Raw genomic sequence first — 15782 nt, 5'->3', positions numbered from 1 at the left:
ATCGGAAACCCGGCGGGTGTGTCGTCCGGCCGGCGGATCCGGAAAAATCGGTACGGGAAGCAGCCAGGGCGAATGCCGCCAGTGCAGGCCCCTCGTGAGCTCGGAAACGGCGGGAGCGCGCGGACGTGCGCGCGCCGGGCGTGCCGAACAGAAGCGCAGCCAGGGCCCGCACCCTCAGGTGCGGGCCCTGGCTGCGAAGTACGTGTGCGCGTCAGGCGGAAACGATGTTCTCGGCCGTCGGGCCCTTCTGGCCCTGCGCGATGTCGAAGGTCACCTTCTGGCCTTCCTGGAGCTCACGGAAGCCCTGGGCGGCGATGTTCGAGAAGTGGGCGAAGACGTCAGGTCCGCCGCCGTCCTGCTCGATGAAGCCGAAGCCCTTTTCCGCGTTGAACCACTTCACTGTGCCGCTTGCCATGTCAAATCTCCTCGAAAGGGGCCGGGCCCGGAGCCCGCACTTCACGGACTCCGCGTCGCCGCGATGATCACCCCACCGGTAATGATCCGGACCTTCAAAAGCGCTTCCCGCCGGGAAAACACGACGGGGACGCTCGGAGATTTTGGGAACCACAACTGCAACTGAGGACGACAGTAGCACGCGGTGAAGAAATTCCCGCAACAGGCGAACTCGTTCGTTTCGTCGCGAAAGAAATCCTCGCCGCCCGTCGAGGCAATTTCTCACTCTGCGGCCACATATTTTGCCTCTCGTCGGGCCCAGGACCTCATTCGATCACTCCCGCCGACGGCATGAGCCGGCGCACGAAAGCCGGCCGGTACTGGTCCGGGCTTCGCGGTCAGGCACCCGGCCGGATCAGTCCCCTCTGGTAGGCGCGGACGAGGCGGCGGGGGACGAGGTGTTCTCTCCCGTCGAGGGTGATCGGGATCAGGTCGGGAGTCGTCGCCTTCCACCGGGCCCGGCGGGTGCGGGTGTTGCTGCGTGACATGCGGCGCTTGGGAACGGCCATGGTGTTGTACGTCCTTCGAAGGTTCGGTCGGTGGTCCGGGACGAGGCGCTCGGTCGGTGGTCCGGGACGAGGCGCTACCAGCTCGCTTTGCGTACGCCCGGGAGAAATCCGGCGTGGGCCTGCTCGCGGAAGCGGACGCGGGACAGGCCGAAGGTGCGCAGGTGGCCCCGCGGACGGCCGTCGACCGCATCGCGGTTGCGCAGCCGCGTCGCACTGGCGTCGCGCGGCTGGCGGCGGAGTGCGCGCAGGGCGGCGGCGCGCTCGGCTTCGGTGGAGCGGGGGCTGCGGAGGACTTCCTTGAGTTCGGCGCGGCGTTCGGCGTACCGGGCGACGATCACGCGCCGCCGGTCGTTCTTCGCGATCTTGCTCTGCTTCGCCATCAGACCTTCTCCCCCCGCGCCCGGATGGCGGCGACGACGGATTCGATGCCGCGTCGGTCGACCGTCTTGATGCCCTTGGCGCTGAGCGTGAGGGTCACGTACCGGTCTTCGGAGGCCAGCCAGTACCGCTTGCGCTGGATGTTGGGATCGAAGCGGCGCTTGGTCCGGCGGTGCGAGTGCGAGATCGTGTTGCCGAACGCGGGTTTCCTGCCGGTCACTTGGCAGTGCGCGGACATGTGTCTCCTCCGGAGTCGGTGAGGTCGCCGGTCACGCGTGTGCGTGTGGGGCGGTGTCCCAGGTGGGGAAGGGGTCGTCGGACCCGCCGGGTGGCGGCTCCGCGGGGTCGAGCAGGCAGCGCGACAGGGCGTCGTGGAGCGGTTCCGGGTGCAAATCCGTGCCGATGAAGACGAGTTCCTGTCCGTCGGGGAGGTCCGGGTCGGCGATCCCGGCCGGTTCGAAGCGGGCGACCGGTCCGGCCTGCGACCACATCCCGGTGACGGTGGGTCGGGTGGCGAGCCGGAAGAACCCCTTGGCGCGGATGACGTCCCCGAACCGGCCGTTGCCGAGGTCTCCGCACAGCAGTTCCCAGAGCCGGCCGGGGTGGAAGGGGCGCGGGGCGCGGAACACCGTGCTGGCGATGCCGTACGCCTCGGTCTCCGGTGTGTGCGGGTCGCCGTTCAGTTCGGCGACCCAGCCCGGTGCCTGCCCGGCCCTCGCCACGTCGAACAGCCCGGTGCCGAGCACCTGGTCGAGCGGGACGACGCCGCGGTGGGCGCGCAGGATCCGGGCGAGCGGATTGAGCCTGCGCAGCGTGGCGTGCAGGCGCTGCTCGCGCGCGGCGTCGACCAGGTCCGTCTTCGACAGCACGATGACATCGGCGAACTCGACCTGGTCGATGAGCAGATCGCTGACCGTGCGGTCGTCGTCCCGGTACGCGGCCAGACCGCGTTCGGCAAGGTCGTCCCCGGAGGCCACGTCCGCGGGGAACGCCGACGCGTCCACCACCGTGACCATGGTGTCCAAGCGGGCCAGCGCCCTGAGGTCGGCGCCGTCGTCCCGTTCGAAGGAAAAGGTCGCCGCGACGGGCATCGGCTCGGACACGCCCGTCGACTCGATGAGCAGGTAGTCGAAGCGGCCGGTGCGGGCGAGGCGGGCGACCTCGTCCAACAGGTCCTCGCGCAGCGTGCAGCAGATGCATCCATTGGTCAGCTCGACGAGCCGTTCGCCGGTGCGGGTCAGTACACCCGTACCGGCGATGAGGGAGGCGTCGATGTTGACTTCGCTCATGTCGTTGACGATGACGGCGACCCGCAGCCCGTCGGTGTTGCGGAGGACGTGGTTGAGGAGCGTCGTCTTGCCCGCGCCGAGGAAGCCGGACAGCACGGTCACCGGCAGGCGGCCGTCGTCGGGGGACGGATCCGGCCGACTCACCGCTTGGCCCGGGCGGCGTCGGCGGACGCGAATGCATAGGGCAGCAGGGCCATTTCGCGCGCGTTCTTGACGGCGCGCGACACGGCGCGCTGCTGTTGCACCGTCAAGCCGGTCACCCGGCGGCTGCGGATCTTGCCGCGGTCGGAGACGAAGCGCCGGAGCAGGGTGGTGTCCTTGTAGTCGACGTACGTGATGCCCGCGGCGTCGAGCGGGTTCTTGCGGGCTTTGCGCGGGGCTGCGCCGGAGCGGGCCATGCGTGGGTTCTCCTTGCGGTGGGTCGTGCGGTCAGACGGCGACGTCGTCGAGGAACTCGGCGAAGGGATCCGCGAGTTCCCGCCAGCCGGCTGGGCCGCGCAGGTATTCCTCGTCGGTCAACAGGCAGGTGTCCAGGAGCTCGAACAACGGCTCGCGGTCGAGGTCCGGGGCAATGAAGCACAGGTGCTGGCCCCGGTCGCCGTGCAGCGGGTCCCAGTCCACCGCGGCGGCGGCCTGGCGGAGCGGCGGCATCGCGTCCCATTCGGCGTCGGTGAGCGACGCGAGCCAGGGCCCCGCCGACTCGACGGAGAGCGATCCGCCGGCGGCCTCCCAGGCGAGCAGTTCGTCGGGCCGACTCGCGAGCCACAGGCGACCGCGGCTGCGCAGCGCGGCCGGGACCGCGTCCTCCAGCGCGTCGTAGAGGCGCTGGGGATGGGCCGGTCGGCGGCGACGCCACACCGCGGCGACCACGCCCGCGGACTCGCCTTCCTGGGGGAGCAGCGAGCACGCCGGGTGTACGCGCGCCGCGGCGGCAGCGGCGTCGAAGGCCGCCGTCGTGAACGAGTCCAGGCCGCGTGCGTTCAGCGGGAGGAGCGTGGCCGCGGGATGCATCAGGCGCATGAGCGCCAGCCCGGTGGTCTGCCGGTGGTCGCTGACAGGGGGATGCGCGAGGACGGTCGCGTACTCGATCTGCCGGGCCAGAACCTCCGCGACGGTGCCCTGGTCGTCGGGCGAGGACGCGAGTCCCAACTCGGCCAGGTCGACGGGTCGGGCCAAGTCGTCGACGAGACGGCCCGGCGCGACGGCGGCGACCACGGCGGCGAGCCGCAACCGGGCGCCGGCATGCGTCGCGATCGCCTCGGCCACCTCCTGGGGTTCGACGCTGTCCCAGGTCTCGATGACCGCGAGCCTGATCCTGCGAGCCGTCGCAAGATGCCGCAACCGGGGCAGGACGTCCTCACGGATCCCGCAGCAGACGCAGGAGTTGGTGAGCGGCAGATCCACCCGTTCCACGACCTTCTCCGCGTCGCGAACCACGAGTTCGACCCGGGTCTCGGCACCGTGCACGAGACGCTGGTGGACGAGGACCGCCCCGGGGACCGCGCCGAGCAGGCGGTCGCCCGCGGCCCGGCGGACATCGGCGTGCAGACCGGTCAACAGGACGACCGGCAGGGGCGGATCGGGGAGCATCAGCGGGCCTCACACACTCTCAGATGGAAATGATTGTCATTACCGTACATGATGTCGCGGACGGCGCCACCCCCCGAGGCGCCGCTCTTGATGAAAATCATGTTCAGTAAGGTCGACATCGACATCGACCCCGACACCCCTTGGGAGTAGACGCATGGCCCGCAATGACGTACGTCCGATCGTCAAACTGCGCTCGACGGCCGGCACCGGCTACACGTACGTGACGCGCAAGAACCGCCGCAACAACCCCGACCGGCTCGAACTGCGGAAGTACGACCCGGTGGTGCGTCGACACGTCGCCTTCCGCGAGGAGCGCTGACCGGGACCCCGAACGGCGGGAGGGGTGCGCGACCGGAGGACCGGCGCCACCCCTCACGCTATCGATAATGAAAATCATTTCATGTACGGTGTGTGCCCGTGCCCACGACTTCACCGGAGGGCGGCGCCCCGGACGGCCCCGGCCGCCGCGACCCGTCGCTTCACCCGACGCACCGTCAAATCCCGCAGGCAGGCGGCCGCTTCGTGGTCCTCGTCGACCGCGAACGATGCGTCGGCGCCGGTCAGTGCGTGCTCGCCGCCGCCGACGTCTTCGATCAGGCCCCGGAGGACGGCCGGGTCCTGCTGCTGGACCACGCTCCTGGCGCCGACCACGCCGACGGAATCACCCGCGCCGCTCACGACTGCCCGTCCGGCGCCATCACTGTGACGGCCCGCGATTCGACGTGACGGCCCCGCGTCGGATCCGACTTGCACCGATCCCACGGCATCCGCACCTCACGACCAGGAGAGTCATGTCCCACAACCTTGATCGCCGCCGATTCGTGCTCGGCACCGCGGGCGGCGCACTGGCATTGGCGACCGGATCGGCGCTGCTCACCGCCTGCTCCGACGACGCGGACCCGGCCGCGGACCAGGCCGGGCGCGGCAAGCAGCCCGGGGGAACCCTGCGCGCCGCCTTCGTCGGCGGCGGCGCCGCCGAGACGCTCGACCACTTCCGCGGACCGACACCCATGGACTTCGTCCGGGCCCGGGCATGGCACGGCAGCCTCGGCAACCTGGACCCGAGCGCGCCGGACGGCGTCCGCTACGGCGTATTGGAAGGCATCGACGTATCGGACGACCTGGCCACGTACACCCTGCGGGTGCGGCCGGGCGTCCGGTTCACCGACGGCTCGCCGGTGACGGCGCGGGACGTCCTGTACTCCCTGGCCGGACCGGCCCAGGCCAGTCCGCTGCCCGTCTACAAGATGCCGACCGCGAACTTCGACCTCGACCGCGCCCGGGTCGAGGGCGACCTCACCGTGACCCTGCCGACCCGCAGGCCGATCGCGGACGGCCGGCTGATCCTGTGCCAGGGCAACTTCCTCGTGGTGAAGGAGGGTACGACCGAGTACTCCCCCAGGACGCCGACCTGCGGTCCCTTCAAGCTCACCCGGTTCGAGCCCGGGCAGGGCGCGGCGTTCACCCGCAACGACGACTTCTACGGCCTCGCGCTCGGCGGCGGCCCCTACCTCGACGGACTCGAACTGCGATCCATAGTCGCCGGCGACGCCCGCGCAGGGGCTTTGACGGGTGGTCAGGTCGACTTCGCGCACGACCTCCCCCCGGTGACCGCGCGCACTCTTGAAGCCGATCAGCGCGTCGTGCTGACGCCGACCGAAAGCCCGTACCTGGTCGGCCTGTCCTTCCGGATGAACATGACCGTCAAACCGTTCGACGATCCGCGCGTGCGGGAGGCGTTCAAGCTCGCCGTCGACCGGGAGGCCATGGTCGAGACCGTGCTCTTCGGCCGGGGCACGATCGGCAACGACCTGCCCTCGATCGGATTCTCCGACTACGCGCGGCAGATCCCGCAGCGCGCCCACGATCCCGAGCGGGCGCGCACGCTCCTGCGCGAGGCCGGCGCGGAGGGTATGGAGGTCACCCTGACCAGCGGACCCGAGACGCCGGGCATGATCGAGGCCGCGACGCTGTACATCGAGGACCTGAAGAAGGTCGGGGTCCGGGCGTCCCTGAGCGAACTACCCGCCGGACAGCTTTTCGCGGACTTCCCCGCGTACACCCGTCTGCCGTTTGCGGCCGCGTTCAACGTGCCGGTGCCCGCGCTGTCCTCGTACCAGGTGACCACCGCCGGCGGCGCCCCGGGCGCCCTGGGTTGGAACCGCCCCGACGTGGACGCGCTGGTCACGCAGGCGCGGGCGGAGCGGAATCCCTTGCGGGCCAAGGAGATCGGTGCCGCGGCACAGCAGGCCATGTGGAGCGACGGCAACACGGTGATGCCGGTGTTCAAGCCGTACGTCAACGCCGCCACGCGCAACGTCGCCGGCGTCGCCGACGACCTCTTCCAGCAGTTCCCCGGGTTCGGCCAGGCGACGGTGCGATGACGGCCGCACGGCGGCGGCACCCGGCGGCAGGCGGACCGCGGTGAACCTCCTCTGCTTCGTCCTGCGGCGCACGGCGGGCGCGATCGCCGTTCTGATCGTGCTGTCCGCCGGGGTGTTCGCCGCCACCGAAGTGCTTCCCGGAGACGCCGCCGACGTGATGGCGGGCGTCGACGCCGCACCCGCCCAACGCGCACAGTTGCGGGCCGAACTGGGCCTGGACCGCCCGGCGGCGGACCGCTACCGGGAGTGGGCCTCGGGTGCGGTACGCGGTGACCTGGGAACCGGGACGGTCGGCCGCCGCCCCGTGTCCGACGTGGTGGGCGCCAGGCTGCCCAACAGCGCCCTGCTCGCGGGCCTCGCGCTGGCCGTCGCCGCGCCGCTCGCCGTCGTCCTGGGCCTCGTCGCGGGGATGCGCGCCGGCGGGGCACTCGACCGATGGATCACCACGGCCACGCAAATCGCGGTGGGAATACCGGAGTTCGTGACGGCCGGCGTGCTTCTCGCGGTGCTCTCGGTGTGGCTCGGCGCGCTGCCGCGGGTGTCCCTGGTGCCGCTGGGGCAGTCGCCGCTCCAGGCCCCGGAGGCGCTGGTCCTGCCGGTGCTGACGCTGTCCGTGGTCGGCCTGGCCGCCGCGACCCGCCTCATCCGGGCGACGGTTGCCGACATCCGTACGGCGCCCTACATCGAGTCGGCGCGCCTGAACGGCGTGCGGGGGGTACGCCTGGCGGTGCGCCATGTTCTGCCCGGGGCACTCGCACCGGCCGTCCAGGCACTCGCCCTGACCACCGGCGGCCTCGTCGGCGGAACCGTGGTGGTGGAAAGCGTGTTCGGCTACCCGGGCATCGGCAACGAACTGCAACAGGCGGTCGCCGGCCGGGACGTGCCCATGGTGCAGGGCATCGCGCTCACGCTGTGCGCGGTCATGCTTCTGAGCCTGCTTGTCGGCGACGTGGTCGCGCGAATGCTCGACCCTCGGGCGCGCGCATGACGACGACATCGGAAGCCGCGCCCCCGCGTCCACGGCCGAAGGTCGCGACCGTCTGCGCGGGCGCCGGACTGCTGTTCGTGCTGTTCGTCGCCCTGGCGGGCCCGTACATCGCGCCGCACGCACCGACCGACCAGGTCGGCGTGCCGTTCGAATCCCCCGGTGCGGGACACCTGTTGGGCACCGACGTGCTAGGCCGCGATGTGCTCTCCCGCGTCCTGCACGGCGGGCGCACGATCGTGGTCGCGGGCGTGTGCGCCACGACGCTGACCACCGTGGTCGGCGTGCTCGTCGGGCTCTGGGCGGCCTTCACCGGGAAGCGCGCCGGCGACCTGCTGGTGCGGCTCGTGGACATACTCGCCGCGGTGCCCGCGCTGCTGCTGATGCTGGTGCTCGCCGCCGGGTTCCCCGGGAGCGACACCGCCGTCGTCGCTGCCGTCGCGTTGACCACGCTGCCGTTCTCGGTCCGCGTCGTGCGCGCCGCCGGACAGCGGCTCGCCGGACGCGGATATGTCGAGACGGCTCGCGCGCGTGGCGACGGCGCGCTGTCCGTGCTCCGTTACGACGTGCTGCCCAATATGGTCGGGCCGCTGCTGACCGACGCGGGAATCCGTCTGGTCGCCGCCGTGCACCTGAGCGCCACGGCCGGGTTCCTGGGCCTGGGTCGAGGGGCGCCGTCGGCGAACTGGGGGCGCATGGTCCAGGAGAACCTGCCGGGCGCCCCCTTGACGACCGTGCCGTTCCTGGCTCCCACGGTCCTGCTCGTCGTCTTCGCGGTCTCCGTGAACCTGCTGGCGGACCGGCTGGCGGAATCCTTCGGAAGGGAAACGACATGACGCTCGCGGTGGTCCGCGGCCTGACCGTCGCGCCGGCCGGCGGACCCGCCGTCGTGCGCGGAGTCGACCTGACCGTCGCCCCGGGCGAAGTGGTGGGCGTCGTCGGCCGCTCCGGGTCCGGGAAGACCACCCTCGCCCTCACTCTGCTCGGCCACGTGCGTCCGGGTCTGCGGGTGCGCGAGGGTACGGTCCGCGTCGGAGGCGCGGACCCGCTGACCCGCGAGGGCGCGCGCCGCGTGCGCGGGGCGTCCGTGAGCTTTCTCGGCCAGGATCCCGCGTCCGCCCTCAACCCGGTGCGGCGCGTCGGGGCACAGGTCGCCGAAGCCGTTCGGCTGCGCGGTCCGGCCGCCGCCACGCGGGCCCAGGTGGGCGCGGACGTCGCGCGGCTTCTCTCCGGGGTCGGACTCCCGGTGGACCGCGCCTTCCTGCGGCGGTACCCGCATTCCCTGTCCGGCGGGCAGGCGCAGCGCGTCGCCCTCGCCATCGCGCTCGCCGGTTCACCCGACCTGATGGTGCTGGACGAGCCGACCAGCGGTCTCGACAGCGTCCTCGCGCAACGCACCCGCGTGCTCGTGACGGAAGTGCTGCGTGATCACGGTCGGGCCGCACTGCTCGTGAGCCACGATCTCCATCTGGTGGCGGGGCTGGCCGACCGCGTCATGGTGATGGAAGCGGGCCGGGTGGTGCGGGAAGGGGCACCGCGCGACGTGTTGGCGGAGCGGTTGGCCCCGGTACGGGTCACCCCGCGGCCTCCGGGTACCGAATCGCCGCCGGGAGGACTACTCGTCCACGGCGTGTCCGCTTTCCACGGTTCCACACGGGTGCTGGTCGATGTGTCCCTGCGCGTTCCGACCGGTTCCTGCACCGCGGTGGTCGGCCCGTCCGGGTCCGGCAAGACGACGCTCGCCCGCTGCGCCGCGGGTCTCCACCGGATGGCGTCGGGTGGCGTGGACTGGGACGCGAGCGGCTCGCCCGGTCCCGCGTCCGCCCGAACTCGCCCGCGGCGCGGGCACATCCAGTTCGTCCAGCAGGATCCGGTCGGCGCGCTCAATCCGCGCGAGACGGTGCGCGGAGCACTGCTGCGTCCGCTCCGAGCACTGCGGGGCCTCGACGAAGCCCGCGCCGAACGGGAAGTCGATCGGCTGCTGGACCTGGTCCGCCTACCGCCGGACGTCGCGGGCCGCCGACCCGCCGGTCTGTCCGGAGGGGAACGCCAACGGGTCGCCCTCGCCCGGGCGTTGGCCGCGGATCCGGTGGTCCTGATCTGCGACGAGGTCACCTCCGCGCTGGACCCCGAGATCGCCCGATCCGTGCTGGACCTGCTCGATTCGCTGCGCCGCGAACTCGGGCTGACCCTGCTGCTGGTGACCCACGACCTGGCGGTGGTGGCTCGGCACGCCGATCACGTGACGGTCCTCGATCGGGGGCGGGTGGTCGAATCAGGTCCGGTCGGCGAGGTGCTGACCCGACCTCGTGAGGCCGTCACGCGACACCTTCTCGCATGCGCGCCCTCACTGGCCCGAGCCGAGTCGGCGACTGTGCCCGGGGTACCGGGGCGGAACCGCGGGCCCACACCCGTCTGAACGGATGTGCGCCCACGGCCCCGACGCATCTCAGCGCGCCTCCCCCCGCTGCCCGCCGATCCCCCAGCGCGCGGCGGGCGTGCCGCTGAGGAGTACCCACGTCTGTGCGCGGGCGTTCTCGCCCAGCGCGGCCACCACAGCCTCGGTGATCCCGCTGACCAACGCCTGCTCGGTCTCGGGGGTCAGCCGCTCCTCATACAACTTGACCTCGACGAAAGGCATGTGCACGTCTCCTTTTGGCGTTCGGTTCGGTTTCAGGCGGAGCGGTCGGTCCGCGGTCGGTCGGCTCCTCGCGGTCGGGCCGCGGTCGGTCGGCTCGACGCGCTCGGCCCGCGGTCGGTGCGCTCGACGCGGTCGGTCCTACTCGATGGTCATTCAGTCGGCGAGCGCCCTGGCGAGGCACGAGCGCAGCGTCCGGGCCAGGTAGTCCACGTCGTCGTCGGTGAGGCCGGGGTGGCAGGGCAGGTTCACCTGCGCCTCGAACCACGAGCGTTCCGCGACCGGGCAGGCGCCGCGTCCGTTCCCGCGAGCCCGCCACTCCGGGACCAAGTGCAGGGGGAAGTAACGCAGTTGCACCTCCACGCCCGCCTCGTCCAGCCCGCGGATCAGGCTCTCCCTCCGGGCGGCGTCGTCGAGGAAGAACGTGTACAGGTGACAAGCGTGTTCGTCCCCGGCCGCGGCCCGGTGGGTGCGGGTTCCGGCGAACTCGCCCACGACCGCGTCGAGCCGCTCGGCCACCGCCCGGCGGCGCAGCGTGGCCGCCGCCATGCGCCCCAACTGCACGACGCCCACGGCGGCCGCTGCCTCGGACATGGTCGCGTTCGTCCCGGCCCGGCGCACCCGGGTGCACGTCCGGCGGTACACCTCGTCCGCGTACCGCATCCACGGCAGTAGCGACGGCGCGTTGTCGGGTCCGGCGTACGGCAGGAACTCGTAGTCGGTGTCGTTCGATCGGACGCGCTCCAGGCGCTCGGCCCACTCGGGCCGGTCGAACGTCACCATGCCGCCCTCGCCGAGGGTGGTGATGCCTTTCGAGCCGTGGAAGCTGAAGCAGCCGATGTCGGCGAGCGAACCGGGCCGTCGACCCTGGTGGCGGGCCCCGAGAGCGTGCGCGCAGTCCTCGACGACGAGTGCTCCGTGCCGCCGCGCCAACGCCGTGATCTCCGACATTCGGGCGGGCAGCCCGCCGTAGTGGACGAGCAGGACGGCCGCGGTGCGGTCGGAGATGAGGCCGGCGAGGGCGTCGGGATCCAGGTTGAGGGTGTCGGGTTCGACGTCGCAGAACACGACGTCCACGCCGAGGTCCAGAAGCGGCTGCACGGTCGCCTGAAAGGTCTGCGGTGTGACGATGACCTCGTCGCCGGGCCGGAGTTCGAGCAGGCGCAGCGCCGTTTCGAGGGCGACGGTCCCGCTCGTGACGCTCGTGGCGTAGCGGGTGCCGACGTACTCGCGGAACTGCTCCTCGAAACGGTCGCGCCAAATTCCCTGAGTCAGCGCCCCGCCCCCTTCTATCACCTCGGCGACCGCTTCCGTCTCGGCACGGCCGAGGACCGCGCCGCGACTCGGATAAGAAATACGCATGGCGGAATTCACGATTCTCCCCTCCTGGGAAATCGATGGAATGTTCTACAAAATGGCAGGTCAAAGCGCATGCATGAAGCCGACGAGTGCATTCCGGCAGCCGAGATCAGGCACGCTCACGCTATCGCCATCGGCACCGTCTGAAAATCTCGGAGAATCCCGAAGCCCGGCTTGACTTTTCCGTTCACGGCTTTATTGAATACCGACGAGCCCCCTCCCTTCTGGAGTTTCCATGAAATTCGGACTGACCTTTTTTCCGGTACTCGGTCCCGCGGAGCGGTCCGCGTCCGCGTACTTCGACGACTGCCTGCGCCTGGCGGAGGTGGCCGACGGGCTCGGCTTCGACCACGTGCAGACCGTCGAGCACTACTTCTCGGCGTACGGCGGTTACTGCCCCGACCCGGTGACGCTGCTGGCGGCGATCGCCGCACGTACCCGCCGCATCCGCGTGGTCACCGGCGCGGTGGTCCCGGCCTTCACCCACCCGGTCAAGCTCGCGGGCAAGCTGGCCATGCTCGACAACCTCTCGCACGGCCGGCTCGACGTCGGATTCGGACGCGCCTTCCTGCCCGAGGAGTTCGCCGCGTTCGGGGTGCCGATGGCGCAGAGCCGGTCCCGCTTCGCCGAGAACGTGGAGGCGTGCCGCCGTCTGTGGGTCGAGGAAGATGTCGTGCATCGCGGCGAGTTCACCGAGTTCGGCCCGGTGACGATGCTGCCGCGCACCGTCCAGCGACCCCATCCGCCCGTCTTCGTGGCCGCCACCACGAGCACCGAGTCGTGCGCGGCGGCCGGTGCCGCCGGCCACCACCTCCAGGTCGTGCCGTCGGTGGTCGACACCGACACGCTGCGGGCCATGCTCGCCGCTTTCCGCGCCGCACGCGCCGAGGCCGGGCACGACGGACCGGGACGCGTGCAGATCAAGTACACGTGCTACCTGGACGACGACCGCGAGGCCGCGTTGGCGGCCGGCCGCCGCTGGGAGAACAACTACATCGAGAAGATGACCGCCGCCGTGGCCTCGTGGGCCGCCCCCGGCGCGGGCGGCGGCGACTACCCCGGCTACGCGGCGCTGGTGGACAAAGTGCGGGCCTACGACTTCGACCGGGCCCTGGCCGACAACAAGGTCCTGGCCGGTACCTGCGCTGATGTCGCGGAGCAACTCGCTTGGACAGCCGGGGTGTTCGGGCCGGATCTTGAGGTCAGCCTGCAATTCAACCCCGGGGCGCTGCCCTCGAAGACGGCCGAACGCGCGCTGCGGGACTTCGCCGCGCGTGTCGCCCCACGACTGGCCGATCTGTGATGACGCCGACTCCCCCCACCGGTACTGGAGATACGCATGGCTGACTTCGACGCGGACGTCGCGGTGATCGGGCTCGGCGCGTTCGGCGCCTCCACACTGTGGCGCCTGGCCGCTCGCGGCGTGGATGTCCTCGGATTCGAACGGCACACCCCAGGGCACGCGTTCGGCTCCTCGCACGGCGGCAGCCGGATGTTCCGCACCGCATGCCTGGAACACCCGGGCCTGGTGGACCTCGCGCGACTGTCCCTCGACCTGTGGCGGGAGTTGGAGAAGGCGAGCGGCGACGACCTTTTCACCGCGTCGGGGGGACTGCTCGCCGGTCCCCGGCAGGGCCACCTCGTGCCCGCGGCACTCGCGGTGGCCCGGGCGCACGGCGTCGAGGCGGAGCTCCTGGACGCCGACGAGGTGCGCCGCCGCTTCCCGGCGCACGGCAGTCTCCCGGACGGCCATGCCGCGGTGTGGGAACCGGGCGCCGGGCTCGTACGGCCGGAGGCGTCGATCAGGGCCGCGGTCGCGGTCGCGAGCGACGCCGGCGCGCGTGTCCACGCGGACGCGCGCGTGGTGGCCGTCGAGCCGGGGCCGGATCACGTGCGGATACGAACGGCCGTACGGGAGTTCCGGGTTCGTCAGGTCGTGGGCACCGCCGGTGCCTGGCTCGGTGGCCTGGTGCCCGGACTCCCCCTCGCGGCGGTGCGAATGCCCATGACGTGGTTCGCCGCGCGCCCCGAGGCGGCCGACGACTTCCGCCTGGCACGGTTCCCGGCCTTCATCCGGGAGTTGGACGACGGCACGAGCCTGTGGGGGCACGGAACCGTACGCGCCGGCGAGGACGTCAAACTCGGCCTTGAGGACGGCGGTTCGACCTTCGACGTGGTGGATGCCGAATCGCTCGACCGGGGGTTCCGCCGCGCGGACTGGACCGGCGTCGGCGAGCGACTGCCGGCGGCCCTCCCGGGCCTGGAGACGGTGCCCGCACGTGGTGAGATCTGCCTGTTCACCCGCACCCCCGACCGGCAGTTCGTGCTCGGCCGTCCGGGCGGCGACCCGCGCGTGGTCGTGGGCGGCGGGTGCAGCGGCCACGGCTTCAAGCACGCCACCGGGGTCGGCGAGGTGCTCGCCGCACTCGTGGTCGGGGAGGAACCCCCGGTCGGGGTCGGTTTCGCCGACCCCGACCGGTTCCTCCGGTAGCAGGGTCACCGGTCGGCCCGGGAGGCCGCGAGCGCCTTCTTGTCGATCTTCCCGACCGGCGTCATCGGCATCGCGGCCAGCGTGACGACTTCCTGCGGTGCCTTGTACGCGGCGAGGCCGCGTTCCCCCAGGAACGCGGCCAGTTCGCGCACGGTCGGCGAGGTGTCGGCCGCGCGGCACACCAGGAAGGCCACCGGCCGCTCACCCCACTGCTCGTCGGCGACGCCCACCACCGCGGCCGAACTGATGTCGGGGTGGGCGAGCAGGTGGCCTTCCACCTCGGTGGCCACGATCTTCTCGCCGCCCCGGTTGATCTGGTCCTTCACCCGGCCCACCACCACGAGGTGGCCGGTGGGCAGGCGGCGCACCAGGTCGCCGGTGCGGTAGAACCCGTCCGGGGTGAAGGAGACGGCGTTGTGCTCGGGCGCGCGGTAGTACCCGCGCAGGGTGTAGGGCCCCCGGGTCAGCAGCTCGCCGGGCTGTCCGTCGGGAACTCCCGCGCCGTTCTCGTCGACGACACGGATCTCGTCGTCCGGACTGCCGGGGCGGCCCTGGGTCGTGGTGACCAGCGCGGCCGGGTCGTCGAGGCCGGTGTAGTTGAGCAGCCCCTCCGCCATCCCGAACACCTGTTGCAGCCGCACCCCGAGCGTCGGCTCGACGCGACGGGCCACGTCGTCCGCGAGCCGTGCGCTGCCCACCTGCAATACCCGCAGCGAGGACAGGTCCCGGCCGGTCGCGGCGTACTCGTCGAACCAGTGCGGGACCAGCGGAGGGTTGATCGCCGTGATGGTCACGCCCTCGCGTTCGATCAGCGCGAACGCCGCCTCCGGCGCGGGGGTGGGCGCGAGGACCACGGTGCCGCCGAACATCAGCGTGCCCAGGACCCCGGGGCACGCAAGGGTGAAGTTGAAGGCGATCGGCAGGATCGCCAGGTACACCGACTCGGAGTCCAGGCCGCATGCCTCGGCTCCGGAGCGCGCGTTGTAGGCGTAGTCGTCGTGCGTGCGCGGGATCAGTTTGGGCGCCCCGGTGGTCCCCCCGGACAGCAGCAGGATCGCCAGGTCCTCCGCGCCGATCGCCGGATCGTGGTGCGCCGGTGCGTCCGCTTCGACCAGGTCGGCAAGGCTCGTGTACGGTCCCGGCTCGCCGACGACGATCACATGGGCCAGGCTCTCGGCCCCCTCCTCGGCCAGGACCTCGCCGGCCAGCGCGCGGTGGTCGAAGCGCTGGTACAGGTCGGGCACCACGTAGGCGACCGCTCCCGACACGCGGACCAGGTGGACGATCTCGGTCCGCCGGTGCCCCGGCAGGGCGTGCACGGGTATCGCTCCGACGCGCAGCAGCGCGAACCACACGTGCACGAACTCCGCCACGTTCGGCAGTTGCACGACGACCCGGTCCCCGCGCCGCAGACCGAGCCGGAGCAGTCCGGCCACCAGCCCGTCCACGTGGGCGTCCAGCGCCGGGTACGTCCAGCGGCGGTCGCCGTCCACCAGCGCCGTGCGATCGGGGTGGCGTGCCGCCCAGTCACGCAGCCGGTCGCCGAGTGTGCGGCCCTCCCAGTAGCCCTTCGCGCGGTACTGCCGGGCGCTTTCCTCCGGCCATCCGGGCCAGTCCTGAGTCACGGGTGTCCTCCGTCGGTTCGCTGTCTGCCTGTCACACCGCCCTGGCGGACCGGCGTTTGGCCGCACTGGTGTTCGCCGTCG

Annotated in this window: 18 protein-coding genes; 8 read left to right on the top strand and 10 right to left on the bottom strand. The window is 71.6% G+C overall.

Going from position 1 to position 15782, the window contains the following annotated elements; translation table 11 throughout:
• Positions 1-211 precede the first annotated feature (211 nt).
• The 7 genes from ACRX5S_RS28270 to ACRX5S_RS28240 form a co-directional block, all read right to left on the bottom strand.
• A complete protein-coding gene (locus ACRX5S_RS28270) occupies positions 212-415 on the bottom strand; it encodes a cold-shock protein (RefSeq protein ID WP_329421944.1) in 204 nt (67 codons plus the stop codon).
• A gap of 376 nt (positions 416-791) precedes the next feature.
• Positions 792-962 (bottom strand): 50S ribosomal protein L32, encoded by a 171-nt coding sequence (gene rpmF / locus ACRX5S_RS28265; protein WP_436775948.1) that lies wholly within the window; start codon positions 960-962, stop codon positions 792-794.
• A 74-nt stretch (positions 963-1036) separates the two neighbouring features.
• The gene (gene rpsN, locus ACRX5S_RS28260; protein ID WP_436775947.1) at positions 1037-1342 is read right to left on the bottom strand and encodes a 30S ribosomal protein S14; all 306 of its coding nucleotides are present in this window, start codon (positions 1340-1342) and stop codon (positions 1037-1039) included.
• On the bottom strand, positions 1342-1578 hold the full coding sequence (rpmB, locus tag ACRX5S_RS28255) for a 50S ribosomal protein L28 (RefSeq protein ID WP_436775946.1): 237 nt from the start codon (positions 1576-1578) through the stop codon (positions 1342-1344). Before rpmB ends, rpsN begins: the two co-directional genes overlap by 1 nt.
• A 31-nt stretch (positions 1579-1609) precedes the next feature.
• Positions 1610-2773, bottom strand: a complete 1164-nt coding sequence (locus ACRX5S_RS28250; RefSeq protein WP_436775945.1) for a GTP-binding protein — start codon at positions 2771-2773, stop codon at positions 1610-1612.
• A complete protein-coding gene (rpsR, locus tag ACRX5S_RS28245) occupies positions 2770-3027 on the bottom strand; it encodes a 30S ribosomal protein S18 (protein ID WP_436775944.1) in 258 nt (85 codons plus the stop codon). The genes ACRX5S_RS28250 and rpsR overlap by 4 nt, the downstream gene beginning before the upstream one ends.
• 31 nt (positions 3028-3058) lie before the next feature.
• On the bottom strand, positions 3059-4219 hold the full coding sequence (locus ACRX5S_RS28240) for a GTP-binding protein (RefSeq protein WP_436775943.1): 1161 nt from the start codon (positions 4217-4219) through the stop codon (positions 3059-3061).
• A 154-nt stretch (positions 4220-4373) separates the two neighbouring features.
• Between ACRX5S_RS28240 and rpmG the strand changes: the two genes are divergently transcribed.
• From rpmG to ACRX5S_RS28210, 6 genes are all read left to right on the top strand, one after another.
• The gene (gene rpmG, locus ACRX5S_RS28235; protein WP_436775942.1) at positions 4374-4538 is read left to right on the top strand and encodes a 50S ribosomal protein L33; all 165 of its coding nucleotides are present in this window, start codon (positions 4374-4376) and stop codon (positions 4536-4538) included.
• Between the two features lie 98 nt (positions 4539-4636).
• Positions 4637-4945: a ferredoxin gene (locus ACRX5S_RS28230; protein ID WP_436775941.1), complete on the top strand. Its 309-nt coding sequence runs from the start codon at positions 4637-4639 to the stop codon at positions 4943-4945.
• A gap of 65 nt (positions 4946-5010) precedes the next feature.
• Complete coding sequence (locus ACRX5S_RS28225; protein ID WP_436775940.1) at positions 5011-6603, top strand: ABC transporter substrate-binding protein; 1593 nt, start codon at positions 5011-5013, stop codon at positions 6601-6603.
• A 40-nt stretch (positions 6604-6643) separates the two neighbouring features.
• Entirely contained in the window at positions 6644-7591 is a 948-nt protein-coding gene (locus ACRX5S_RS28220; RefSeq protein WP_436775939.1) for an ABC transporter permease, read from the top strand.
• Complete coding sequence (locus tag ACRX5S_RS28215) at positions 7588-8424, top strand: ABC transporter permease (RefSeq protein WP_436775938.1); 837 nt, start codon at positions 7588-7590, stop codon at positions 8422-8424. The genes ACRX5S_RS28220 and ACRX5S_RS28215 overlap by 4 nt, the downstream gene beginning before the upstream one ends.
• Positions 8421-10007, top strand: a complete 1587-nt coding sequence (locus ACRX5S_RS28210) for an ABC transporter ATP-binding protein (RefSeq protein ID WP_436775937.1) — start codon at positions 8421-8423, stop codon at positions 10005-10007. Before ACRX5S_RS28215 ends, ACRX5S_RS28210 begins: the two co-directional genes overlap by 4 nt.
• Positions 10008-10037: 30 nt before the next feature.
• Here the strand turns inward: ACRX5S_RS28210 and ACRX5S_RS28205 are convergent, their stop codons facing one another.
• Both ACRX5S_RS28205 and ACRX5S_RS28200 read right to left on the bottom strand, forming a co-directional pair.
• Positions 10038-10229 carry a tautomerase family protein gene (locus ACRX5S_RS28205; protein ID WP_436775936.1) on the bottom strand — a complete coding sequence of 64 codons (192 nt, stop codon included), beginning with the start codon at positions 10227-10229 and terminating at the stop codon, positions 10038-10040.
• 153 nt (positions 10230-10382) lie between these two features.
• Complete coding sequence (locus ACRX5S_RS28200) at positions 10383-11600, bottom strand: DegT/DnrJ/EryC1/StrS family aminotransferase (protein WP_436775935.1); 1218 nt, start codon at positions 11598-11600, stop codon at positions 10383-10385.
• Between the two features lie 220 nt (positions 11601-11820).
• On the opposite strand from ACRX5S_RS28200, the gene ACRX5S_RS28195 reads away from it, so the two are divergent.
• Both ACRX5S_RS28195 and solA read left to right on the top strand, forming a co-directional pair.
• Positions 11821-12888 (top strand): LLM class flavin-dependent oxidoreductase, encoded by a 1068-nt coding sequence (locus tag ACRX5S_RS28195; protein ID WP_436775934.1) that lies wholly within the window; start codon positions 11821-11823, stop codon positions 12886-12888.
• A 36-nt stretch (positions 12889-12924) separates the two neighbouring features.
• Positions 12925-14076 (top strand): N-methyl-L-tryptophan oxidase, encoded by a 1152-nt coding sequence (gene solA, locus ACRX5S_RS28190; protein WP_436775933.1) that lies wholly within the window; start codon positions 12925-12927, stop codon positions 14074-14076.
• 5 nt (positions 14077-14081) lie between these two features.
• On the opposite strand, the gene ACRX5S_RS28185 is transcribed toward solA, so the two are convergent.
• Positions 14082-15701: a (2,3-dihydroxybenzoyl)adenylate synthase gene (locus ACRX5S_RS28185; RefSeq protein WP_436775932.1), complete on the bottom strand. Its 1620-nt coding sequence runs from the start codon at positions 15699-15701 to the stop codon at positions 14082-14084.
• Between the last annotated feature and the right edge of the window lie 81 nt (positions 15702-15782).

The organism is Yinghuangia sp. YIM S09857, from assembly GCF_051388915.1.
GTDB lineage: Bacteria > Actinomycetota > Actinomycetes > Streptomycetales > Streptomycetaceae > Yinghuangia.
This window is presented reverse-complemented; position numbering and strand designations above follow the sequence as displayed.